The organism is Streptomyces sp. NPDC005483 (assembly GCF_040606035.1).
GTDB lineage: Bacteria > Actinomycetota > Actinomycetes > Streptomycetales > Streptomycetaceae > Streptomyces.
Genome location: NZ_JBEXEA010000005.1, coordinates 77,614 through 100,742, shown reverse-complemented (window position 1 = coordinate 100,742; position 23,129 = coordinate 77,614). Strand labels below are relative to the sequence as shown.

Annotated in this window: 17 protein-coding genes; 3 read left to right on the top strand and 14 right to left on the bottom strand. The window is 72.4% G+C overall.

Annotated features, from left to right (window positions below):
* Positions 1-37: 37 nt before the first annotated feature.
* The gene (locus ABZT06_RS11735) at positions 38-304 is read right to left on the bottom strand and encodes a protealysin inhibitor emfourin (protein WP_355738522.1); all 267 of its coding nucleotides are present in this window, start codon (positions 302-304) and stop codon (positions 38-40) included.
* 21 nt (positions 305-325) lie between these two features.
* Entirely contained in the window at positions 326-1,396 is a 1,071-nt protein-coding gene (locus ABZT06_RS11730) for a M4 family metallopeptidase (protein ID WP_355738519.1), read from the bottom strand.
* Between the two features lie 319 nt (positions 1,397-1,715).
* On the opposite strand from ABZT06_RS11730, the gene leuA reads away from it, so the two are divergent.
* Both leuA and ABZT06_RS11720 read left to right on the top strand, forming a co-directional pair.
* A complete protein-coding gene (leuA, locus tag ABZT06_RS11725) occupies positions 1,716-3,437 on the top strand; it encodes a 2-isopropylmalate synthase (protein WP_351993217.1) in 1,722 nt (573 codons plus the stop codon).
* Between the two features lie 184 nt (positions 3,438-3,621).
* On the top strand, positions 3,622-4,317 hold the full coding sequence (locus tag ABZT06_RS11720; protein ID WP_355738516.1) for a TerB family tellurite resistance protein: 696 nt from the start codon (positions 3,622-3,624) through the stop codon (positions 4,315-4,317).
* A 191-nt stretch (positions 4,318-4,508) separates the two neighbouring features.
* On the opposite strand, the gene ABZT06_RS11715 is transcribed toward ABZT06_RS11720, so the two are convergent.
* The 11 genes from ABZT06_RS11715 to bla form a co-directional block, all read right to left on the bottom strand.
* Complete coding sequence (locus ABZT06_RS11715) at positions 4,509-8,597, bottom strand: hypothetical protein (RefSeq protein ID WP_355738513.1); 4,089 nt, start codon at positions 8,595-8,597, stop codon at positions 4,509-4,511.
* Positions 8,594-10,303 (bottom strand): toll/interleukin-1 receptor domain-containing protein, encoded by a 1,710-nt coding sequence (locus ABZT06_RS11710; protein ID WP_355738510.1) that lies wholly within the window; start codon positions 10,301-10,303, stop codon positions 8,594-8,596. The genes ABZT06_RS11715 and ABZT06_RS11710 overlap by 4 nt, the downstream gene beginning before the upstream one ends.
* On the bottom strand, positions 10,300-11,931 hold the full coding sequence (locus tag ABZT06_RS11705) for a tetratricopeptide repeat protein (RefSeq protein WP_355738507.1): 1,632 nt from the start codon (positions 11,929-11,931) through the stop codon (positions 10,300-10,302). The genes ABZT06_RS11710 and ABZT06_RS11705 overlap by 4 nt, the downstream gene beginning before the upstream one ends.
* A gap of 53 nt (positions 11,932-11,984) precedes the next feature.
* Positions 11,985-12,242: a hypothetical protein gene (locus tag ABZT06_RS11700; protein ID WP_355738504.1), complete on the bottom strand. Its 258-nt coding sequence runs from the start codon at positions 12,240-12,242 to the stop codon at positions 11,985-11,987.
* On the bottom strand, positions 12,239-13,780 hold the full coding sequence (locus ABZT06_RS11695) for a hypothetical protein (protein WP_355738501.1): 1,542 nt from the start codon (positions 13,778-13,780) through the stop codon (positions 12,239-12,241). The genes ABZT06_RS11700 and ABZT06_RS11695 overlap by 4 nt, the downstream gene beginning before the upstream one ends.
* Positions 13,777-15,261 (bottom strand): hypothetical protein, encoded by a 1,485-nt coding sequence (locus tag ABZT06_RS11690; RefSeq protein WP_355738498.1) that lies wholly within the window; start codon positions 15,259-15,261, stop codon positions 13,777-13,779. Before ABZT06_RS11690 ends, ABZT06_RS11695 begins: the two co-directional genes overlap by 4 nt.
* Entirely contained in the window at positions 15,258-17,195 is a 1,938-nt protein-coding gene (locus tag ABZT06_RS11685) for an Hsp70 family protein (RefSeq protein WP_355738495.1), read from the bottom strand. Before ABZT06_RS11685 ends, ABZT06_RS11690 begins: the two co-directional genes overlap by 4 nt.
* Before the next feature lie 17 nt (positions 17,196-17,212).
* Complete coding sequence (locus ABZT06_RS11680) at positions 17,213-17,659, bottom strand: hypothetical protein (protein ID WP_355738492.1); 447 nt, start codon at positions 17,657-17,659, stop codon at positions 17,213-17,215.
* A 207-nt stretch (positions 17,660-17,866) separates the two neighbouring features.
* Complete coding sequence (locus tag ABZT06_RS11675; protein ID WP_355738490.1) at positions 17,867-18,379, bottom strand: hypothetical protein; 513 nt, start codon at positions 18,377-18,379, stop codon at positions 17,867-17,869.
* Between the two features lie 74 nt (positions 18,380-18,453).
* A complete protein-coding gene (locus tag ABZT06_RS11670) occupies positions 18,454-19,389 on the bottom strand; it encodes a dihydrodipicolinate synthase family protein (RefSeq protein ID WP_355738487.1) in 936 nt (311 codons plus the stop codon).
* A gap of 94 nt (positions 19,390-19,483) precedes the next feature.
* The gene (bla, locus tag ABZT06_RS11665; RefSeq protein ID WP_355739311.1) at positions 19,484-20,398 is read right to left on the bottom strand and encodes a class A beta-lactamase; all 915 of its coding nucleotides are present in this window, start codon (positions 20,396-20,398) and stop codon (positions 19,484-19,486) included.
* A 102-nt stretch (positions 20,399-20,500) separates the two neighbouring features.
* Between bla and ABZT06_RS11660 the strand changes: the two genes are divergently transcribed.
* Positions 20,501-21,622 (top strand): abortive phage infection protein, encoded by a 1,122-nt coding sequence (locus ABZT06_RS11660; RefSeq protein WP_355738484.1) that lies wholly within the window; start codon positions 20,501-20,503, stop codon positions 21,620-21,622.
* On the opposite strand, the gene ABZT06_RS11655 is transcribed toward ABZT06_RS11660, so the two are convergent.
* On the bottom strand, positions 21,610-23,091 hold the full coding sequence (locus ABZT06_RS11655; protein ID WP_355738482.1) for an alpha/beta hydrolase: 1,482 nt from the start codon (positions 23,089-23,091) through the stop codon (positions 21,610-21,612). The genes ABZT06_RS11660 and ABZT06_RS11655 overlap by 13 nt on opposite strands.
* Positions 23,092-23,129: the final 38 nt, after the last annotated feature.

Here is a 23,129-nt window from a genome sequence, read left to right as displayed (position 1 = left end):
CGGGTAGGGAAGTCAACGGGCAGGCGTGAACAAGCAGTTACGCGCCCTCTTTGAGTACCTTCGAGATCAGCTTCCGCTGCTCCTCCGTCAGCCGGGGATCGGCCGCGTAGACCGTCCTGCCGTCCACGGTGATCTCGTAGCTGAAGCCGTCCGGAACCCCGATCGGCCGGGTGCCCCGGCCGGCCGCGACCGCCTTCTCGGCCAGGGCCTGCCATTCGTGGGCATCGGGCCGCTCGGAGGTGTCGACCTCCTTGTGCCGCTCGATGCCCGCGAACCCGCCCGTGCGCCGCACCTGAATACGCATGGGTCCCTGTCTAGTACGGACTCACAGAATCCGCACCCCGACCTGCTCCCAGGCCTTCGACACGGCCTGGAGTTCGTCGCCGCCGTCACCGAAGCGCTCGCGCGCGGCCTTCACGGTGAGCTTCGCGAAGTCGTTGAACAGGGCGCGGTCGGAGAGCTCGCCGCCGGTGAGGACGTCGTACCAGATCTGGCCCGCGCGCTCCCAGGCGTGGCCGCCGAGAGCGCTGGCGACCAGGTAGAACGCGTGGTTGGGGATGCCGGAGTTGATGTGCACGCCGCCGTTGTCGCGGCCGGTGCGGACGTAGTCGTCCATCGTCGCCGGCTGCGGGTCCTTGCCGAGGACGTCGTCGTCGTACGCGCTGCCCGGCTCCTTCATGGAGCGCAGGGCCTTGCCCGAGACGCTGGGCGCGAGCAGGCCCGCGCCGATCAGCCAGTCGGCCTCGGCGGCGGTCTGGCCGAGCGTGTACTGCTTGATGAGCGAGCCGAACACGTCGGACATCGACTCGTTGAGGGCGCCCGGCTGGCCGTAGTAGGTGAGGTTCGCCGTGTGCTGGGTGACGCCGTGGGTGAGTTCGTGGCCGATGACGTCGATCGGGATGGTGAAGTCGAGGAAGATCTCGCCGTCGCCGTCGCCGAACACCATCTGCTCGCCGTTCCAGAAGGCGTTGTTGTAGTTCTCGTCGAAGTGGACGCTCGCGTCGAGCGGGAGACCGTCGCCGTCGATGGAGTGGCGGGCGTAGGCCTGCAGGTAGAGGTCGAAGGTGGCGCCGAGACCGGCGTAGGCGCGGTTGACGGTGGCGTCCTGGCCGGGGTCGGCACCCTCGGCGCGGACCTTCGTGCCCGGCAGGTCGGTGCCGTGCCCGGCGTCGTAGATCGTGCGCAGCGGCTGGTCCGACGGCGCCGTCGCCTTCGGGGCGGCCGCGAGGCCGAACTCGGTGGTGACGCGGCGGCGGCCGCGCAGCTCGCTGTCGCGGACCAGGGTGCGCCGGGCGGGGCCGGAGAGTGCGGGGTCCTCGTTGCGGGCGAGCTTGTCGAGGACGTGTGGTGGTACGACCGTGCAGAAGACGGGCTCGAAGCCCCCGTTTGTCGTCATGCCCGGCACCTTTGCACTGAGTCATGACCGTGTCACTAGTCGCAACCATGATTGGTGAAATATGCGGACAGAAGTGCGCACGCTCCGTGACGAAGTGGTATGGCGCACTTTTTGTCCCTTTTATCTTGCGGGTCCCGCATACTGATACGGCGCCCCGCACCGGAACCGGCTCGGCTAGCATGCTTCGCATCATGCGTTTCGGGCTGCTTCTTCTTAGCTGCCGCGGCGAGGGCCTGTAGTCCAGGTCGACTCCCTCCCCGCGGAGCTTCGCGTTGCGTGTCGGCCGTCCTTTCCGGACATCCCTAGGAGCCCCGCAATCATGGCGAACCGCCAGCAGCCCAGCACCATGCCGATCCACAAGTACGGCCAGTACGAGCAGGTCGACATCCCGGACCGCACCTGGCCGAACAAGCGGATCACCGTCGCCCCCCGCTGGCTCTCCACCGACCTGCGTGACGGCAACCAGGCCCTGATCGACCCGATGTCGCCCGAGCGCAAGCGCCGGATGTTCGACCAGCTGGTCAAGATGGGCTACAAGGAGATCGAGGTCGGCTTCCCGGCGTCGGGCCAGACGGACTTCGATTTCGTACGGTCGATCGTCGAGGAGCCGGGGGCGATCCCGGACGACGTCACGATCTCCGTACTGACCCAGGCCCGCGAGGACCTGATCGAGCGGACCGTGGAGTCCCTGAAGGGCGCCAAGCGCGCGACCGTCCACCTGTACAACGCCACCGCGCCGGTCTTCCGCCGGGTCGTCTTCCGGGGCTCGAAGGACGACATCAAGCAGATCGCCGTCGACGGCACGCGCCTGGTGATGGAGTACGCCGAGAAGCTGCTGGGCCCGGAGACGGAGTTCGGCTACCAGTACTCGCCGGAGATCTTCACCGACACCGAGCTGGACTTCGCGCTGGAGGTCTGCGAGGCGGTGATGGACGTCTACCAGCCCGGTCCGGGCCGCGAGATCATCCTCAACCTGCCTGCCACGGTGGAGCGTTCGACCCCCTCGACGCACGCCGACCGCTTCGAGTGGATGCACCGCAACCTCTCCCGCCGCGAGTACGTGTGCATCTCGATCCACCCGCACAACGACCGCGGTACCGCCGTCGCCGCCGCCGAGCTGGCCCTGATGGCCGGCGCCGACCGCGTCGAGGGCTGTCTGTTCGGACAGGGCGAGCGCACCGGCAACGTCGACCTGGTCACCCTGGGCATGAACCTGTTCTCGCAGGGCGTCGACCCGCAGATCGACTTCTCCGACATCGACGAGATCCGTCGTACGTGGGAGTACTGCAACCAGATGGAGGTCCACCCGCGCCACCCGTACGTGGGCGACCTGGTCTACACGTCCTTCTCCGGCTCCCACCAGGACGCCATCAAGAAGGGCTTCGACGCCATGGAGGCCGACGCGGCCGCGAAGGGCGTCACCGTCGACGACATCGAGTGGGCGGTCCCGTACCTGCCGATCGACCCCAAGGACGTCGGCCGCTCCTACGAGGCCGTCATCCGGGTCAACTCGCAGTCCGGCAAGGGCGGGATCGCCTACGTCCTGAAGAACGACCACAAGCTGGACCTGCCCCGCCGGATGCAGATCGAGTTCTCCAAGCTCATCCAGGCCAAGACGGACGCCGAGGGCGGCGAGGTCAAGGGCTCCGACATCTGGGCGGTCTTCCAGGACGAGTACCTGCCGAACCCCGAGAACCCGTGGGGCCGTATCCAGGTCAAGAACGGCCAGTCGACCACGGACACCGACGGCGTGGACACGCTGAAGGTGGAGGCCACGGTCGACGGCGTCGACACCGTCCTGACCGGTAGCGGCAACGGCCCGATCTCGGCCTTCTTCGACGCGCTGGCCAAGGTCGGCATCGACGCCCGGCTGCTGGACTACCAGGAGCACACGATGAGCGAGGGCGCCTCCGCGCAGGCCGCCTCGTACATCGAATGCGCGATCGACGGCAAGGTTCTGTGGGGAATCGGGATCGACGCGAACACGACGCGTGCGTCGCTGAAGGCGGTCGTCTCGGCCGTCAACCGAGCCGCTCGATAATCCCTCTGACCGGTGGTTTCGGGGCCTTGGTCGCTGTATACGGCGATCAAGGCCCCGTCGTTTATCGGCCATCGGCGCGTGGAGGTCACGGGTAGGTCTCGTCAGGGGTGCTGACTCCGCCTCGCTGATGTGGCTAACATCACGCAAGCGCGGCGATGTTGCCGCGGCGTTACGGAGGTGCGACGTGCTCCCAGGACCGGGACGAAACGACCGTGCTGTCAGGCCTGCGCGCCTCCTGGGCACCCGTACCGCGTGGACGACCGTCGGCGACGGCGAGTTTTTCTGCCCCGGGTGCGGTGGCGACCGCAACTTCCAGCGCCTGACCGGCCGTCGCCGCTTCACCCTGCTCGGCGTCCCGGTCCTGCCGCGCGGCGACACCGGCCCGGTGGTGGAATGCGCGGCCTGCCGACGCCACTTCGGCACGGACGTCCTCGACCACCCGACCACGACCCGTTTCTCGGGGATGCTCCGCGACGCCGTCCACACGGTCGCGCTCGCGGTCCTGGCCGCGGGCGGCACCTGTTCGCGCACCGCCCTGGAGACCGCGGCCGCCACGGTCCGCGCGGCGGGCTTCGACGACTGCACGGAGGACCAGCTGGAGGCTCTGGTCGAGGCCCTCGCCGAGGACACCGGCCGGGTCTACGACCGCCCCTGCGGAGCCGGCCTCGCCATAGAGCTCCACGAGGCCCTCGACCCGCTCGCCCCCCACCTCGCCCCGGCGGGCCGCGAGTCGGTCCTCCTCCAGGCGGCCCGCATCGCCCTCGCGGACGGCCCGTACACCCCGGCGGAGCGGGACGTCCTCGCCACCGTGGGTACGGCCCTGACGATCTGCGCGGACGACGTGACGAGGCTGCTGGCGGCGGCCCGGACGCCGTCCTGATACTCCCCGAGGAGTAGTCCACGCTCCGGGCCACCCCTGGGGGTCGACAGCGCCCAGCTCACCGCGACGACCCACGTCAGCCGGATCATGGGGAAGCTGGGGGCTCGGGACCGGGCGCAACTGGTCATCGTGGCCTACGAGTCGGGGATGGTGACTCCGGGGGCCGTGTGAGGGACCGGTCGTCCCGACCGTCACCCCGGGCGCACGGTGCGCAGGATCTCCGACAGCGCGGTCCGTTGCGCCTCGTCCAGGCCGGTGCTGTCGAGGACGTCCCGTGCCTCGTCCGCGCACTCCGCCATGACCTTCTCGAACTCCGCGCGCAGGGTCCGGCGCCGGTTGCCGGAGGCGCCCTGGAGTTGCTTGCGCAGCTCCCAGGCGTGCCGGTACAGGGCGTTGACCAGCTGGTAGCGGGCCTCGGAGTTGTCGGGGTCCTCGGTGCACAGCTGCCGCAGGTCGGCGACGAGCGGGCCGAAGCCGTCCCGTTCGGAGCGGGACGCGTGCGCGCTCACCGTCGTGCTCACGACCAGCCTCCGGCGCAGCGCGACGGTCTCGTCGTCCGTCCAGCGGCCGAGGTCCTCGGCCACGGTCCGCGCCGCCGGCAGGTCCTTGCCGGAGTTGGTCCAGCGGATGTACGCGTCGATCAGCAGGGCGCGCAGCCGCTCGTCGTCCGGGTCGTCCGCCAGCAGCGCGCGGACGCTCCGCACGGCCTGGCCGTGCCGTCCGCGGTCGATGTCGAGGCGGATGAACGACATCGCGAGCTTCTGCCGACCGCGTTCGCCGAACGCCTCGTCCCGCGCCCTGGACAGCACCTCCTCGACCTCGTCGTGCCGGTCGAGGCTGCTCAGGAGCCGGGCCAGCACGACGGCGGGACCGGTGGCGCCGGGCAGCCGTGTCACCCAGCGCCGCAGCGCCGTCACGGCGGCCGTCACGACGTCCCGCTCCCGCTCGTCGGCCGGGGCACCGGACCTGTTCAGGATGTCGAACGCCGACCTGACGGAGGGGAAGTACAGCCCCTGCGGGTCGTCCAGGAGGTCGACGTAGCGGTCGGGCACCGGGTTGCGGCCCCAGGACCGGCCGATGCGCCGGAACCGGTCGGCGAAGAGATCGGACGAGGAACGCGACGCGGCCTCCTCGACGGCCTGGAAGACGCGGCTCAGCGCACGCTCGCAGGCGAGTTCGGTGAGCTTGTTGTTCTGCTCCACGAACGCCACCGGGTCGCCCGCGTACCCCAGCTGCCGGACACCGGTCAGCACGCTCTCGTCCGCCGGGTCCAGGGCCAGCGCGTCGATGAGACGCAGGTTTCCGATCACGTCACCGGAGTATTCGGTCAGCGCCCACTCGGCCTCCGCGTCGTGCACGACGGCCTTGTTGATCGCCAGCTTCCACAGCACCCGGCGCCGCGCCCACTCCGTGTGCGCCTGCTCCTCGGCCTCGTCCCCGGGCCTGCGGGTACGTCCCGTGGCCCGGGAGGCCTCGTCGTACGCCTCCTCGAACAGTGCCACGCACAGCCGCTCGAAGGGAGCGCGTACCCGGTCCGGGAGCGCCGCCACGGCCGCGGCGACAGCGGCCGTACGGCGGTCCCGGGCGGCCGCGAGGTCCGCCGCCCCCACGGAGCGGCCGACGCCGAGCAGCAGCGTGGGGCTGCGGTGGGTGAGGACGTGGTTCAGCTCCTCCAGGCGCAGATGCGCAGTGGCCGTCCCGACCTTGCCCCGGCCGGCCAGGACGGGCGGGATCAGCCGGGGGTCCTCCTCCAGTTCGCTGTCCGGCGTCATGCCCTGGATCAGCGGGGCGGTGCCGAAGGAACCGGCCAGGACCCGGTGCGCATCGGCCCGTTCCGCGGCGCCGTGGCGGACGTCCCCGTGCAGCAGGGCCCGCAGATAGAGCGCTTCGAGGTACTGGCGCCAGGCCTGGGCGGCATGCGCCAGATCGCCCGCCGAGGTGTGGGCCACCGCGAGGTTGCGCAGGACGGCCGGGTCGACGGGGTCGTCGGCGAGCATGGTGTTCCAGTGCCGTCGTGCCTCGGTCGTGCGCCCCAGCCGCAGTTCGGCCTCGGCCTGCCGGCCGCCGACATAGGAGCGCAGCAGGGTGACCGCCTCCCGGCGCCGCAGCTCGGGCGGATACGCGTCCAGCGTCGCCCAGGCCTCGGTGAAGTTGGCGCGCAGGCGCTCCTCGGCCGTGGCGAGGGCGTGCGCGACCCGTTCGCGGGGGCCGGCGTTCTCCGGCGGCGGGGGAGGAGCGGTGGGGGCCTTCGCGGGCGCCGGGGCTTCGGAGTCCGGAGCCTCCTCGGCCGGCGCCTCCAGCTCGGTCAGCCGGGCCTCCAGCGCCCGCACCGCCTCGGAGGGCGCGGGCTCCACCGGCCCGAACGTGCCCTGTGCCGACGCCAGTTTCTTTCCGACCCGCTTGGTGAGGATGTTCCGCAGACTTCCGGGCGACTGCTGAAGCCCCGTCTCGCAGTCCTCCAGCCGCTTCTGGAACTCCTCGAACGGCATGACGAGCCCGGCCGGTTCGGCCGCCTTGAAGAGCCGCAGGTCCTCCAGACGGGCCAGCCGCAGGCGCTCCCAGCGGTCGGCCAGGGCCACCAGAGTGCCGTGGTCGCCCAGGACCCGGGCGAAGCCGGCCTGCCCCTCGACCGCCTCCTTCTGCAGGCCCTTCGCATGACGGACCGCCGCGTCCAGTAGCCCGGTCAGCCGGGCCGCCGCCTCCTCGAACTCCGCGAGCCGCTCGTCGGCTCCGGCCGCCGAGGGGGTGCCCGACGGGACGGCCGCCGGGGTACGGCCCGCCAGCTCGGTCAGGCGCGCGTCGAGGGCGAGTGCCGTCGGCGAGGGGGACGGATCGAGGCCCGCGAACTCGTCGCGGTGCTGGGCGAGTCTGCGGCCCACCCGCTTGGCGAGGATGTTGCGCACACTGCCCAGCGGCTCCTGGAACTCCGCCTCGCACGCCTCCAGCCGGGCCTGGAACTCGTCGAAGGGCATGACCAGGCCCGCCGGTTCGGCCCCCTTGAAGCGGCCCAGCTCCTCCAGCCAGGACAGCCGTACGGTCTCCAGGCGGTCCACCAGGCCGGTCAGGACTCCGTGGTCCCCGCAGACCCGCGCGTAGGCGGGCCCGTCGGCGACCGCCGCCCCGGCCAGGTCTTTCGCGTGGGCCCGGGTGTCCTCGCGCAGGTCCTTCAGCGCGCCCGCGAGGTCCGTGAACCAGACCAGCCGCTCGTCGGGACCCGCCGCCCCGCTCTCCTCGGGACCGGCCTGCCGTTGCGCGTCCGCCATGGGCTCCGGGGGGTCCGCGCCCAGCGCACGCCAGGCCGCGGCAAGCGCCTTCTCGTGCCGCTCCGGCTCGCCGTCGGTGAACGCCCTGGCCGCCGCGTGCGCGCCGAGGTCGGGGAAGCGCAGCGGACGCCACAGCAGCCGCTGCCGGTGGATCAACGCGATCAGGACGTCCGGGAGGGAGCGCTCCGCGACACAGTCCGCGAGCCGGGCCGGGAGCTCGGCGCGCTCCGTCTCGAAGAGCTCGCAGACCAGATGGAGCACACGGATCGCGGGGCCGTCACCGGGCGGCAGCCGCTTCGCGAGGCGGCGTACGGCCGCGGGCGGATAGCCGTACACCATCCACTGCACGGCGAGGACGGTGAACGCGGCCGTCCCGCCCCGGCGCCGGCCCGCCAGCTCGCACACGGCCTCCAGCTCGGCGTGCAGCGCGTCCCTGGTCCGCTCGGCCGTACGGCCGCGCAGCCGGCTGTCGGCCGTCATGTCGTGGACACCGCTCCAGCGGCACTCCCCGGGCCGCAGCAGCGGCAGCGCGGGCGGCCCGTCCTCCGGGTCGCCGAGGCCGCCGAAGTCGTCACGGCCCTCGCGGATCGTGTCCGCGATCCCGTCGGCGCGCACCCGGTGCTCGTCGGTGTAGCCGGGCGTGCCCGACCGCTCCTCGTCCAGGCCCCGGTGGGCGATGCCGAGATGGGCCCAGACACGGTGGTTGACGGGGGAGAGGGTGGCGGCGGCCGTCAGCCAGCGGACAGCGGGCCCGGGGAGTCCGTGGCGGAGGTAGAGCAGCCCCACGTGGTACGGGTGCTTGGGATTGGTGCCGTCCAGACGGTGGGCGCGGGCCAGCAGCGTCAGCGCGGTCACCGGGTCCGTGGCGGGGTGAACGCCGATCCGGAAGCTCGCCTCGACGACCGCGTCCAATTGGCCCTGGGTGACGGGCCTGCCCTGCTCGATCTCGGACCACCAGTGCGCGGCGTTGCGCCACAGCACGTCCGGCCGGGTCTCCAGCCTCCCGCGTGCGGTCATGCCGGACCCCTCTCCGCGCCCAGTTCGGCCACCGGCAGGATCAGCAGACGCCGGCCGTCCGACACCGCGGCCCGGTCGCCGTCCGGGGACACCGCCAGGGGGTGGGGGCGGACGTAGGTGGTACGGCCGTCGCGGACCAGGGCGTGGGAGCCGTCGGGATGCTCCACCACCAGCAGCCGGCCGTCCAGCGCGGAGCCCGCCAATCCGGCGCCCGGGACGGTGTGGAAGCCGACGCGCACCGCCAACTCCACGTCGAAGCAGACTCCCTGGCCCTTGGCGTCCACGATCGCGGTCAGCCCGCCGCCGGGCAGTGTTCCGGTGATCCCGGTCACCGGCTGTGTCACCTGCAGGAGCTGGTGTCGCGTCAGGTCGAGTCGGTGGACGCGTTGTTCGCCGACGACCAGGGCGAAGTCCCCCACCCGTGCGATACCGAGCAGCACGGACTCCAGGGTGTGCTCCGCCCCGGCCCGGCCCGCCGTGTACTCGGTGAGCCGCCCGTCGAGGCCGCCGACCAGCAGCCGCTCGCCGTCGGCCGCCAGCACCTGCACACCGGCGTGATGGTGCAGCGCCTGCTCCGGAGCGTCGAAGGACCACACGGACCCCGACCACATGCCGACGTACAGAGTGCCCCCGTCGAAGGCCAGGGCCCCGGGTACGTTCAGCCGTGCCCCCTCCGCGGGGGGGATGTCCCGGACCCGCGTCCACCCCTCCGACGACGCCAGCACCACCCGCCCCGACCAGTCGGCCACGGCCAGGCAGTCCCGCCCGCGCGCCCACAGCCGGGGCCGGTCCCGCAACTCGGCGGTGCCGCCGCTCTCGTACGACGATCCGGTCCAGGTGTGCACCGACAGCCGCCGCCCGTCCAGGACGGCCAGCGTGCGTCCGTCGGGGAAGAACACCGGGCGGCCCCGCACCGGGAGCACCGGCCGGTCCGCCGTGTCCCAGGACGGCTGCTCCCGCGGTGCCCGTACCTGGAAGGGCGCCGACGTGGCCGGTGTGCAGCCGGGCGCCGTCGCGACGAGCCGTACGTCCTCCGCCGCCGCGGCCGGGAAGGCGAGGTCGCCGAAGACGGCCTCGCCGCCGGTGAGGGGCACGGTGAGCGTCCCGGTGAGTCCGGTGCCGGGCGGCTGGGCGGCCAGGGTGACCGTGCCCTGGGCGGCCGTGGCGCCCGCCGAGGCGGCCGTCACCGTCAGCGGCGGCAGGGTGTGACCGGCGACCGCGTCCCCGGCCGGGGTGGTGAAGCGCAGCTCGGGCCGGGCGACGGCGGTGCTCAGGCCCAGCGCCTCACGGACCTCGTCGATCCAGCGCGGCCGTGCCGTCGGGATCCAGTTGATCCGGTTCAGCCCGTACGGCACCTTCTTGGCGGCGCCCGGGTCGATCAGCAGCGGGACCAGCCCGACGTTCCTCGTCAGCCGCAGCTTGTACGCCTCGTGGAGCTCCCACTGGCAGACGTCCTTGTCGAAGTACGTCGGCGAGTACAGGGCCACGACATGGCGGGTGTTCTCCAGCGCGTCCTCGAGGAAGTTCTGCCAGTCCGCGCCCACGGGAGTGCCGGTGCGGGACACGTCGAGGTAGACGCGCGGGGCCCGGCCGTCGGCCGTCACGCATTCCAGCAGCGCGTCGTGCAGATCCTTGGCCTGGATGTAGTCCTCGCGGGCGTAGCTGATGAACACATCCCACTGGTCGGTGGCGCGGTCCGTCGTCATGCCAAGGTCCTCGAGATCAGCTCGATCATCTGGTCGAGAGTGTGCCGGGCCTCCGGGGGCAGGCCGCTCTCGCGGCGCAGCCGCCGCGCGTCCTGGAGGATCGCGCCGAGTTCGGCGCGCATCCGGTGACGGTCGGTCCGGCCCACCCGGTTCGGCAGCTCGTTGAAGCTCTGCACGAGAGCGGAGACGGCCATCGACCGCTCGACCTGCTCGAGCTCCGCGAGCCGGGCCGCGACCGCCTCGTCGAGCTGCCGCACGACCTGCTTGCCGACCTCGGACCGGACCGTGCCGCGCAGCTCGGGGATCCTCAGGCGAAGGCCGTTCAGGCGGGCCCGCAGGGTGTCCAGATCGGCGGCCGACACCCCGTCGCGCACCGACTCCATGGTGTTCACGTAGGCATCGATCACGGGGTTGACGGCCACGGCCTCCTGCCAGTCGCGGACCGCCTCCAGTAGTTCCGGGGCCTGTGTGATGGTGGGGTCGCGCAGGGCGGTCTCGGCGCAGTCGACAGCCCGGTCAGGATCCTGGCCGAGGCGCAGAAGGCAGGCGGCGTACAGGAAGTTGAGCCAGCGGAAGCCCGGGACGAGGGAGAGCAGGTGCGCCATGAACCGCTCCGCCTCCTCCAGCCGCCCCATCCCCATCAGCGCGGCGGCCTGCTGCGCGTCGGACTCCGCGACCAGCGTGTAGAGATCCTCGGCACGCTCCTCGGGCAGGTCCGAGCCCCGGGACGGGAGGGTGCCCTGGAGCAGATGGCGGAGGTGGTCGTCGAAGTCGTCGAGGACACGGGTGCGGCGCCAGTGGGGGTCCATCGCGGCCAGCTCCTCGCGGGCCCGGCGCAGTTCACCGGTCCGGAACGCGGACAGGGCCGGCGCGGCGTGCGGGTGCAGCAGGGCGAGCTTCAGCCTGCGGGCGTAGGCCGCGACCCGCTCCCGGTCGGTGTCCGCCTCCTCGGCGCCCCGCTCGGCGGTGTCCAGCGCCTCCTCCAGCTGCCCGGCGCGGGCCTGGCCCAGGGCGAGCAGGTAGGACAGGGTGCCCTCCTCCGGGGCCAGCTCCAGGAACGCCGCGACCCGTTCCAGGGCGCCCTCGGGGTCGGAGTCGGCGGCCCCGGCGTACGCGGTGATCTCCGCCGGGGTCAGCAGCCGGCGCAGTTCCCCGCGCAGCTCCCGTACCCGCTCGCGCAGGTCGTCCGGGAGCGGTTCGTCCCGCAGCGGGCGCAGGATGCGCAGGGCCTGCACCCGCTTGTCCCCGTCCAGGTGGAACAGGCAGAACGCCCGCAGATAGCGGGCCTCCTGGTGTTCCGGGGCGAGGTCCAGATACTCCTGGAGCAGCTCCAGAGCGGTCGGGTAGTCGCCGTTGCCGACGTTCGCGCGGGCGTCCTCCAGCAGGTCCTCGCCCTCGTCGCCGAGGTGCAGCGTGATCTCGGTGAGGGTGGACACGGGGACCGCCAGCAGCTGCGGGGTGCCGGACGGCCGGGCCTTCTCCGCCTCCCGGGCCAGCTCCGCCAGCCGGCGGTCGTGGTCGTCGACGAGGTCCCCGTGTCCCCTGACGTCCTTGAGCTCGAAGGACGGGGTGCGCAGTGCCTGTACGGGGCGCAGCTCCTGGAACGAGTGGTCGCCGGTGGCGGTCACGGTGCCCCTTCCGGGTGGGTGGCTTGGTCGGCACGGGGGATGCGGCGGTCGGCTCAGCCCGACTCGCCCGGTTCGGGCACGCTGCCCAGGGCGTGTTCGGCCAGCTCCCGGCAGAGCCGGTACGCGGCCTCCTGGTCGGCCCGCACCATGAGCAGCAGCACGCGGGCCAGCGAGGCCTGCTCGAAGAGCTGGTCGGCGTCGGGCGCGGGCCTGTGCTCCAGGGGCGGAAGCCGGTCGAGGAGCGCCGCGTGGTCCACCGTGGGGCGTCGCCCGGCGCGGAACCTGCGGGCGGGGAGGTCACTGCTCGTCACGGGCTCTCCTCCGGCAGAAGTGTCTGGGCGGTCCTGGTGACGACGGCGATCTCGGCGCGGTGCAGGCCCGCCGCGCCCTCGGCGGCCGTGAGGGCGGCCTCGTCCAGATCGGCGAGCAGCCGACGCAGGGCCTCCTTGGCGGGGGCGTCGTCGGGCAGGTCGCGGACCCGCGGCCAGACGATCAGCTCGATCCGCCGGCGCAGCGCCTCTGCCTGGCGTTTGACGTCGTCCAGCGGGGCCCGCTGGTGCGGGACGGCGTCCTCGTCCAGGTCGCCCGGCGGCACGAGCTGCCGGAACTTCTCCTTCAGGCGCAGGAGTTGGGCGCGGTCCTCGGCCGGGCGCCCCGGCTCGGCGAGGAAGTCCCCGAGCAGGACGAGATAGCGGGACAGGGCGTTGCCCTCCCCGCCCAGCTCCCGCTCGCGCTCCATGAGGTCCAGCACCTCGGGCAGCATGACGGCCTTGGCCTTGTGCCGGCCCGCGTCCAGCACGGCGAGCGCCTGTTCGCGCTCCGGCTGGTTCAGGGCGAAGTAGTAGCGGATCAGCCCCTCGACGAGATCGGCGTCCCCGAGCTCGGGATCGGCCTCGCGCACGGCGGTCAGCCGCCTCTCCAGCTCCCCGAGGTCGTACTGCGAGGGCGCCCCGGACAGTGCGGGGCGGGCCCGCCACTCCCGCACCAGGGCGTGCAGCCTCAGCAGGGCGATGCCGGTGCGCAGCCGGGCCGCGGTGTCGTCGTCCGCGGGCGGGCGCCGGTCCAGCTGGTCGCCCAGCTCGGCCAGCCATTCGGCCAGTTCCACGGGGTCCGCGTCCGGCCAGTCGCAGGCGAGCAGGCCGAGGTCCGCCTCCACGGTGGACAGCTGCTGCTCCTCGAAGCGTCTGCGTGCCGCGGCGAAGGCGTCGCGGGCCTCTTCCGTCCGCCCGTCGAACACCGCCTGGACGCCCTTGGCGAGCCGGAGGTCGTTCAGTTCGGACGGGATGTGGTCGGTCAGTTCGCCCAGCTCGCGCACCCGGTCGAAGTGGTGCAGCGCCCCGTCGGTCTCCCGGCGCCGCCAGTGGCTCGCGGCCAGCTGGAGGTGGGAGGCGGCGGCGATACGGCGGCTGTCGGGGCGGGTGTCGAGCAGGGCGCGGTGCTCGGCGTACAGGTCGGTGACGCGGTCGTGGTTCTCCAGGCGGGCCTGGAGCCACAGTTCCAGGTAGGCGGAGTGCTCGGTGCGCCGGCCCTCGGCGGTGATCAGCTCGTCGAGGACGGTCGCGGCGGCACCGTAACGGGACGGGTCGTACGTCCCCAGCATCGCCCGCACATGCGCCTGCGCGAACCGGACCCGGTTCAGCGCCCGCCCGCGCGGGCCCGCGTTGACGGCCTGCCCGAGCAGCGCCTCGGCCCGCTCCAGCTCGTCCCGGTCGTCGCTGTCCAGCAGCGCGAGGGCCTCCTGGTACGGCCTGCGCCAGCGACCCGGCAGCACGACGAGGAAGTACGCCGCGCTCGCCGCCGTCGTCAGGAACAGCACCGGCAGGACGACCGTCAGCAGAATCGTGGTCATGCGCCGCCCTCCAGCAGCCGTCGGTCGAACGCGGCCAGCCGCATGCCGTGCTCGTGGATCTCGCCCGGTGCCATCCCGCGGTTCTCCCGCACTCTGCGCAGCCCGGCCCTGACCTGTTCGGCGACCTGGGCGGCGGCGTCGCGGCGGCCGAGCAGCAGGAAGGTCTCGGCGTAGTCGAGCATGAGGTCGAAGCGCCACCACATCAGCGTGCCGTCGTCGTGCAGCCAGGTGTGCGTGTGGACGTTGGCCTCGGCGAAGGCGCCCTGGCCGATGAGGCATTGGGCCATCTCGTGGGCGTACTCGCGCCGTTGCTCCTTCGGGAGCCGCTGGAAGGCCGTGCGTGCCGTGTCGTTCAGGCGCTGGGTGAAGGAGTCGTCGGCGGCCCGGGCGAGGCTGCCCTCCAGGACCGGCCAGAGCCGGCCGATGATCGACAGCTGGGCCGCGTAGGCCTCGGGCCGTCCGGCGTCCGCCTGGACCGCCCGCTCCAGGAGGGACAGCGCCTCCAGCGGCTCGCGCAGGTCCTCGCGGGCGATCTCGGCGGCGAGCAGCAGGAGTTCGTAGCTGGGACGGTCGATCAGCGCGCTGTGGGCGAGGCCGACGGCCATGCGGGGGCTGCCCGCGGTGCGCAGCGAGCGCACGGCTGTCACGGGATCCATGGCGCCGCGGGCCGCGTCGAGGGCATCGGCGAGCCCACCGGACTCCTCGACGCCGAGGTACGCGGCACCCGGCCCGGTGAGGTCGCGCAGCCGGTCGCGTACCGCCCGTACCGGCTCCACCCGGCGCATCCAGGGCGGCAGCCGCTCCTCGTCGGTGAACACCGCGGCGCACGCGGCACGTTGGAGGAGCCGTTCGGGGACCGTGTCGGGCAGGTTTCCGAAGCAGCGGTGGGCGGCGACGGCCAGCGCGTACAGGCCGGGGTCCCGGGCGAGGGCGGGCCGGCCGGCGGCCGCCTCGGGGGTGAGGTGGGCGATCCGCTCCGGATCGCCGGTCAGCTGGTCGAGGGCCGGGGCGCCCCAGGGCGGCAGCGGGAGCAGCAGGGGCCCGCGGTCCCCGGTCAGCACGATGTCCGCGGGCATCGGCACCAGTCCCGCCCCGATCGCCTCGCGCCAGCCGGGATACGCCCGCAGCGCGGCCGCCACGGCCGCGACCCGGTCCGCCGGTTCGGGGTCGTCGAGGGCGTCGGCGAGGCCGCGTCCCGCGTCGGTCTCGTAACTGACGACCTGGTACCAGTGGCCGCCGATCTGCCGCTGCTCGCCCCGCTCACCGGGCACCACGGGGACCAGGTCGCGGCGGCGCGGCCGGGTCTGCCAGGCGACCAGGTCGGAGCGCTGTTCCCCGTTGATCTCCTCGGCCGGCACGATCCGGTACCAGCGGCGGCGCCGGGGCGCGCGGAAGACCGAGCCCCACCATCCGACCCCGGCGTACTCGGCGTCGAGCTCCTTCTCGACGGCCTTCGTGCGCTCGTCGGCCGCTGTCGTCACAGTTCGTCTTCGAGCCGGTCGGCCAGCTCGTCCAGGGTGTCCTCGTCCGCGCCCGAGCCCACGGCCGCCACGAACGCGCCGAGGGCCTCGCCGAGCGCCGGCCGCGGCTGTCCGTCGCGGGCCGTGCGCAGGGCCTTCTTGACCAGGCGGCGGTATTCGGCGGGCACGTCGGCGGGGTCGATGTCCGGGAGCGGTGCCGAGACCGGCGCGGGGACGGTCACCGGCTCCGGCACGGCCACCGGGTCGGGGATCGTGAACTCCGGTGCCGGAGAGGCGGGTTGCCGGGACGCCGGCCGCGGTGCGGAACCGTGGGTGAACAGCTCGACCAGCGCCGTGCGCCGCTCGTCCAGTTCGTCGACCTTCCCGATGGTCGTGCTCTGGTCGAAGGTCGCCTGGTACTCCCGGCCGGTGTTGGTGTGGGTCACCTGCACCCCGAGGAGGCCGTTCACGTCGAGGGAGAACTCGACCTCGAACTGGTGGTAGCCCTCGGGCCGGGGCTCGATGTCGTCGAGGTGGATCGTGCCGATCAGGGTGTTGTCGTAGACGTAGTCGCCCTCGCCCTGGTAGATCGCCGCCTCGATGCGGTCGGCCTGCTCCGGGTTGGTGTACGTCTTCACCTGGCGGGCCGGGATCTTGGTGCCGCGCTCGATCAGCTGGTTGAAACGGCCCTGCTGCACGCCGACACCGAGGGTGTGCTCCGTGATCAGGGTGACCGTGTAGTCCTGCTCGTCGGCGGAGCGCTCCGCGGTGGGCCGGGTGGCGAGGTCGAAGGCGGGGGAGGGCTCGAAGCGGTTGGCGACCAGGGCCGCGCCCCGGGCCACCAGGGTGTCCGGGTTGGCGTCGCCGCGGACGAAGCCCTCGTCCTGGTCGAAGTGGTCGAGCAGCATCTGCCGGACCCGCGGGATCCGCGTCGAACCGCCCACCAGCAGCACCGCGTGCACGTCCTCGGGCTGAACGCCCTTCTTCTGCCGCGCGAACCGCAGCGCCTCGTCGACCTGGTGCAGGGAGCGCTGCAGGATCGGCTGGATCTCGCGCTCGAAGGTGGCGCGGTCCAGCTCCAGGGTGGGGATGCCCTCGCCGATGTCGACGGTGGTGGTGGAGCGCAGGGACAGTTCGCGCTTGGCGGCCTCGGCCGCCGCCTTGATCCGCAGCCGCTCGGTGTCCTTGGGCAGCGCGTCGCCGAGCTCCGCGACGATCCAGCGGGCGATCGCGTCGTCGAAGTCGCCGCCGCCCAGGCGCTGGTCGCCGGCGGTGGCGATGACCTCGATCTGGTCGTCCCGGGTCTCGATGATCGACACGTCGAAGGTGCCGCCGCCGAGGTCGAAGACCAGGTACACCTGCCGTTCCGATTCGGCCCGGTCGACGCCGTAGGCGATGGCGGCGGCGGTGGGCTCGGGGATCAGCTGGCGGGGGTAGAGGCCCGCGAGCAGGGCCGCCTCCTCGGTGGCCTTCTTCTGCCGTTCCATGAAGTACGCCGGTACGGTCACCACCGCGTCGTGGATCTCGCCGCCCAGCGAGCGCTCCGCGATCCGCTTCATCTGCATCAGCACCAGGGCGCTGATCTCCTGCGGGCGCAGCCACTCGCCGCCGAGCCTGACCCGTACCGGGTCGCCCTCCTTGTGGACGCCCTTCGCGCCGAAGTGCTCCAGCAGCTCCCCGGTGAAGACGGCGCCCATCTCCCGCTTGATCTCCACGATGGTGTCGTCCGCGGCCGGGCCGCCGGCACGGATCGCGTTCTTGGCGTCGTGCCCGACGACGAGCGCGCCGGTGGCGGCGTCGAGGCGTACGACCGAGGGAGTGGCGACGGCGGCGTTCCCCTCGCGTTCGGGGTCGGCGAGGATCTGGGGGGCGAGGTCGTCGGGGTGGTAGGCGGCGACGGCCGAGTAGGTCGTGCCGAGGTCGATGCCCACGACCCGGTGCAGCTGGTCATCCATGTGAGCTCCTCCGGGGATCACTCGTCGGCGAAGCCGTCGAGCAGATGGGTGCGGGTGAAGTCGCCGGTGAAATCGGTGCGGGTGGTGTCCGTGGGATGGTGAACGTCCTCGCCGGCCGCCCTCAGGAAGGCCTCGGTCTCGCGGCGCAGCACGGTCATTCCGACGGCCCGGTCGTCGAGCACGGGCTCCCAGGTCGGTTCCAGGCGCAGCAGGGGGAGCGGGGGGTGGCGGGCGTCGTGCGCGGCGCGGGCCTCGGTGCTCTCCAGGTTGACGGCGTGCGCGGCGGCGATCTCCTCGTCGCTTGCTCCCCGTGCCTGCAGCAGGGCGTCGTAGCGGGCGGCCGCGGCGCGGATCTCGTCGGCCGTCGCCTCCGGCGGCACCCCGAGGCGGGTGTACTCCGTCGATCGGGGCACGACCAACGGCAGCCCGAAGAGTGCCCCGCTGTCATGGTCGACACCGGGCATGGGTAAAGCCCCCCGTTCACGAATGCGGCGTACTGGGGGCTGGTTGCCGCCCTGTTCCGACGCGGTACTCCAGTGACGCGGCACGGCGGTGCGACGGCCGTGACGTCGTGGCGACTATAGAGGCGGGATTGCGGTAGGTGACTCAACTCTCGGTAGTTACCGGTGAGTTGAAACCCTGATAGGCGATTCTGGCCGGAACCGGTGGGGTCACAGGGCCAACGAGGCGAATCCCAGCGCGTACGTCACCGCGAAGGTGACGGGGATCCACTGCTCGACGTGGGTCAGCGGAAGATAGACCCGCCAGTTCCGCCCCTCGTCCAGCGCCTTCCACTCGGCGGCCGAGAAGGCCCGGGCCGGTAACCGCTGCTCCAGGGCCGCGATCACCTTGAACTTCCCCTCGTTCAGCTGCCGGTACGACCGCACGGTGACCCACCAGGTCGCACAGATCGCCAGCAGCACCAACAGGCCGGCGAGGAGCAGCAGCACCGAGAGGTCACCCTGGCGCGGCCGGGACAGCCAGGCGCCGAGAAAGGCGACGAGACCGCTGTTGAGCGTCAGGAAGAAGGTGTTGGCGAGGTTGCGGCGTCCGCTGACCCGGTCGGCCATCTCCACACAGAGTCGGTACTGCTCGAACACCGTTGCCTGGTACGGCGCCTGCGCCTCGCGGAGGCCGGGTCCGGCGACGTCGTCGTTCCACAGCGAGCTGGCGATCTCCGTCATGTCGGCATCATTCCCCAGCGGTCACCACCCCGACCGCGAATCACGGAGATCGCCCGAAACGCCCGGCCGCCCTGTCACAGCAGCCCGGCAGCAGCCAGGAACTCGCCCACCCGCGCCACCTCCGCCGCCGACAACGGCACCTGCGGCTCCGCCGTCGCCGGGCAGTCGATCACGCCCCGCAGATGCAGCGCCGCCTTGAACGCGCCCAGGGCCGCCGACGACGCGCCCATGCGGGCCGGGTCGCCCACGCTCACCATGCCGAACAGGGCGCACAGCCGCTCCTGTTCGGCGCGGGCCGCGTCCAGGTCGCCCGCGCGGCACAGCCGGTCGAGACGGACGTACCCCTCGGGGTCGACGTTGGCGAGACCGGGCACCGCCCCGTCCGCGCCGACCGCGAGGGCCGCGTCGATGACGAGTTCGGAGCCGGTCAGGGCGCTGAAGCCGGTGACGCCGGGGTGGGCGCGGGCGCCGGAGACGACGGTGCGGAAGCCGGCGAGGTCGCCGCTGGAGTCCTTGAGGCCGGCCAGGACGCCCTCGGCGGCCAGCTCCAGGACCACGTCAGCGGGGAGCTTGGTGTGGACGCCGCTCGGCAGGTCGTACGCGATGACCGGGACCGGGCTGCCGGCCGCGACCAGCCGGTAGTGGCGGGCGATCTCCCGCGGATGGGTGCTCGTGTAGAAGGGCGCCGTGACGACGACCGCGTCGGCGCCCGCCGCCGTGACGGCCCGCACGTGGTCCAGGACCCGGGCCGTCGTCATGTCGATCACCCCGGCCAGTACGGGCAGCTGCCCCCCGACGTGCATGGCGACCGTCTCCACCACCAGCCCGCGCTGGGCGTCGGTGAGGAAGGCCGCCTCGGACGTCGTACCGAGGACGAACAGCCCGTGCACGCCGCCCGCGACGAGATGGTCGACGAGCCTGAGCAGCGAGGGGACGTCCACCTCGCGGTCCGGTGTCAGCGGCGTGCAGACGGGCGGGACGACTCCGGTCAGCGGGGCGGGAAGGATCATCGGGGCTCCTCGGGATCGACCGTCCCATGATCCCCCCTCGCCCGAACTGCCTCGACCCCTTGGCAGCGGCGGTACGTCCGGCGGTTCTGACCGGTCAGGTCAGGGTGTCGGCGACCACCGCGGCCGCGTCGGCGACCAGGGCGTCGTCCCGTACGGCATCCGGTGCGGGCATGGTCGACAGCACCGACAGGACGATCGGGTCACCGTCCCCGGTCCAGACGACGCCGACGTCGTTGGCGGTGCCGTAGGAGCCGCTGCCCGTCTTGTCGGCGATCGTCCAGGTCTTCGGCAGACCCGCGTGGAAGCGGTTCACGCTGGTCGTGTTGTTCAGCAGCCAGTGCGTGAGCAGCTCCCGGTCCCGCCGGTTCAGCGCGTCGCCGAGGATCAGCCGGCCGTAGGTGCGGCCGATGGCGTACGGGCTCGTCGTGTCCGTGAGCCGCCACGGCTCGGCGGTGTTGAGGTCCGGCTCCCAGCGGTCCAGGCGAGTCACCCGGTCGCCGAGGGAGCGGGCGAAGCGGGTGATCGAGGTGGGGCCGCCGAGTTCGCGCAGCAGGAGGTTGCCGGCCGCGTTGTCGCTGTAGGTGATGGCCACGTCGGCGAGTTCGGCGATCGTCATGCCTTCGGCGAGGTGTGCCGCCGTCTGGTCGGAGCCCGGCTGCACCAGGTCGTCCGCGGTGTAGTGGATGCGGCGGGCGAGGACCTCGCCGTGTCGGTCCAGGTCGCGCAGGACCGCGGCGGCCGCGAGGGTCTTGAACAAGGAGCACATCGGGAAGCGCTCGTCGGCGCGGAAGCGAACGGACCGCTTGGTGGCGAGGTGGTGGGCGAAGACGCCGAGCCGGGCGTCGTACCGCTCTTCCAGCGCGCGCAGCCGGGTGGTGACGTCGTCGTCGGCGGCGTACGCGGTCGTGCTCGCGCCGGTCACGAGGGCGGCTGTACCGGCCGCCAGGAGGGTGCGTCGGGACAGGTTTCCGGAGCCTAAGATCTTGCTCTCCTTCGTTCGGGGACACAGACCGATCTCTTCAATGATCGACGTCGGTGGTCATCCCTTGGTTGCACCGCCGTAGACCATCGGCCGACGGACAGGCCCGCCCGTGGCCGACACAGTGGCGGCATGGAGAAGACAACGGGGATCAACCGCGCACAGTTCCTGGCGGGAGCCGCAGGGGCCGGGGCCGCGCTGCTCCTGCCGGCGGCCCGGGCCCAGGCGAACGCGCGACCGCACGGACTCAGGCGCCACGGCGTCGTCTACACCGTCGGTGAGGGGGAGACCCCCGCCACCGCCTGGAACGCCGCCCGGATGCGCGGCGACATTCGGGCCATCCGCGACGACCTGCACGCCGACACCGTCGACGTCACCGGTGACGGCGTCGAACGTCTCACCGCCACCGCCGCCGAGGTGGCCGAACGCGGGCTGCACGTCTGGCTCCAGCCGACCCTCGGCGACGTCCCGCAGCGGGACATCCTCGACCACCTGGCGGAGTGCGGCCGGTTCGCGGAGCGGCTGCGCCGCCAGGGCGCGAGCGTCGAGCTCAGCGTGGGCTGCGAGTTCTGGCTGTTCGTGCCGGGGATCCTGCCGGGGGACACGGTCCTGGAACGGGTCGAGAACCGTATGAAGGGCAATTTCGACCCGGTGCGGATGCAGCGCGCACTGGACCGCTTCACCGCGAGGGCGGCCAAGGTGGGCCGCTCGGTCTTCCACGGCCGCCTCAGCTACGCCGCCGCCCAGGACGACGAGGTCGACTGGGACCTGTTCGACGTGGTCGGCATCGACTACTACTCGTACTTCCGTCAACCGCGTGACTACGTACGTGAGTTGAGGCAGTACCTGCGCTGGGGCAAGCCCGTCGCCATCACCGAGTTCGGCACCTGCACGTTCGTCGGCGCCCCCGAGGCGGGGGGCATGGGCTGGGACATCGTCGACTACGACAAGGACCCGCCGGAGATCAAGGGCAACGTCGTGCGCAGCGAGCACACCCAGGCCGTCTACCTCACCCGACTCCTCGACGTCTTCGAGTCGATGGGCCTCTACGCCGCGATGGCCTTCGAGTTCCTCACCGCCGACGCCCCCCACCGCCCCGGCGACCCGCGTCACGACCTCGACATGGCGAGCTACGGCATCGCCAAGGCGATCAGGGACCGCCCCGACGACCCGCGTTCGGACTGGCACTGGGAACCGAAGGAGGCGTTCCACGCGCTGGCCCGCCGGTACGGGCGGTGCGCTCACCCGCAGTAGAGGTCCTTGGCGGGCCGCTTGCCCGTGGCCAGGAAGCGGGAGACGGCCGCGTCGCCGCACGCGGTGCCGTTGTCGAGGTAGGCGTCATGGCCGGTGGAGTCGTTGGTGACCATCACGGCACGCCGGCCGAGCGCCTCACGGAGCTTGAGGGCGCCGCTGAGCGGGGTGGCGGGATCCCGTTCGTTCTGCACCATCAGGATGTTGGACGGGCCCTGGTCGGAGACGTGCACCGGCGCCTCCTTCGGGTCCCACGGCCAGGAGGGGCACGCCATCGCGTTCCTCGGCATGCCGCCGGTCAGCGGGAACTCGGCACGGCTCTTCGCCACGCCCTCGCGGTACATCACCGGGTCGTTCGGCCAGTCGACGTCGTTGCAGATGGTGGCGGCGGCGACCGCGGTGACGTTCTGAAGCACGGCCTCGGGCGGTCCCGCCGGGGCGGGCGGCACCGTGCCCTTCCGGGCGGCGAGGATCAGCTTGGCGAGGGCCGGGTAGTCGTCCGGGTCGTAGAAGGAGTCGAGCATCGACTGGCGCAGGACATTGCCGTTCAGCTCCTCGGGGTTGGCGCCCGGCCAGGGGATCGGCTCGCGGTCCAGACGGGCGGCGAGCTTCAGGAACTGCGGCCGGACCTCGGCGGCCGTGTCGGCGACGCGGTCCGGATTGCCGGGCGCGGAGGCCCACTTGGCGAACTCCGGGAAGTTGTCCTCGGCGCCCCGCTCGAACGCGGCGAGCCAGGCACGCTCGGCGAGGACGGGGTCCGGGTTGTCGTTGCTGTCCAGGACGACACGGTCGGTGCGGTGCGGGAACAACTGGAGGTAGGCGTCGGTGACATAGGTGCCGTACGACACGCCCCACGCGGAGACCTTGCGCTCGCCGAGAGCGGCCCGTACGCGGTCGAGGTCACGCGCCTCGTTGAGGGTGCTGATGTGCTGGATCAGCTCGCCGCCGTTGCGTGCGCAGGCCTCGGAGACGCGCTTCCCCGCGGCGATGTTCGCGTCGACCGAACCGTCCGCGGAGGGCCAGGGCAGCATGGTCGTCCGGGCCAGGTCCCGGTGTTCGAGCCCGCAGTCGACGGCCGTCGAGGGAGCCATGCCGCGCGGCGCGAAGCCGATCAGGTCATAGGCGTCCCGCACCCTCTTCGGCAGCTTCTGCCCCTTCCCCGAGGGGTCGTTCATGCTGTCGCCGCCGGGCCCGCCGGGGATCAGCAGCAGGGCACCGCGCCGGGCGTCCGGATTCTCGCTGCGGATACGGGAGACGGCGATCTCGATCTTCCGGCCGCCCGGGTCGGCGTAGTCCATGGGCACGGAGACGGTCGCGCACTGCTGGCGCGGATCGAGGCTGCTGCCCTCGCACTTGGTCCACTTCAGCGCGGGGGCGCCGGAGTCGGCGGAGGCGGACAGCGGGGTCAGGACACCGAAGACGGCACCGGAGGCGGCGGCGATCAGGGCGAGGCTCTTCGTCATCTGCTTCATGCGAGGAGCCTCGCGGAGTGAGCGGCCCGACCCCATCC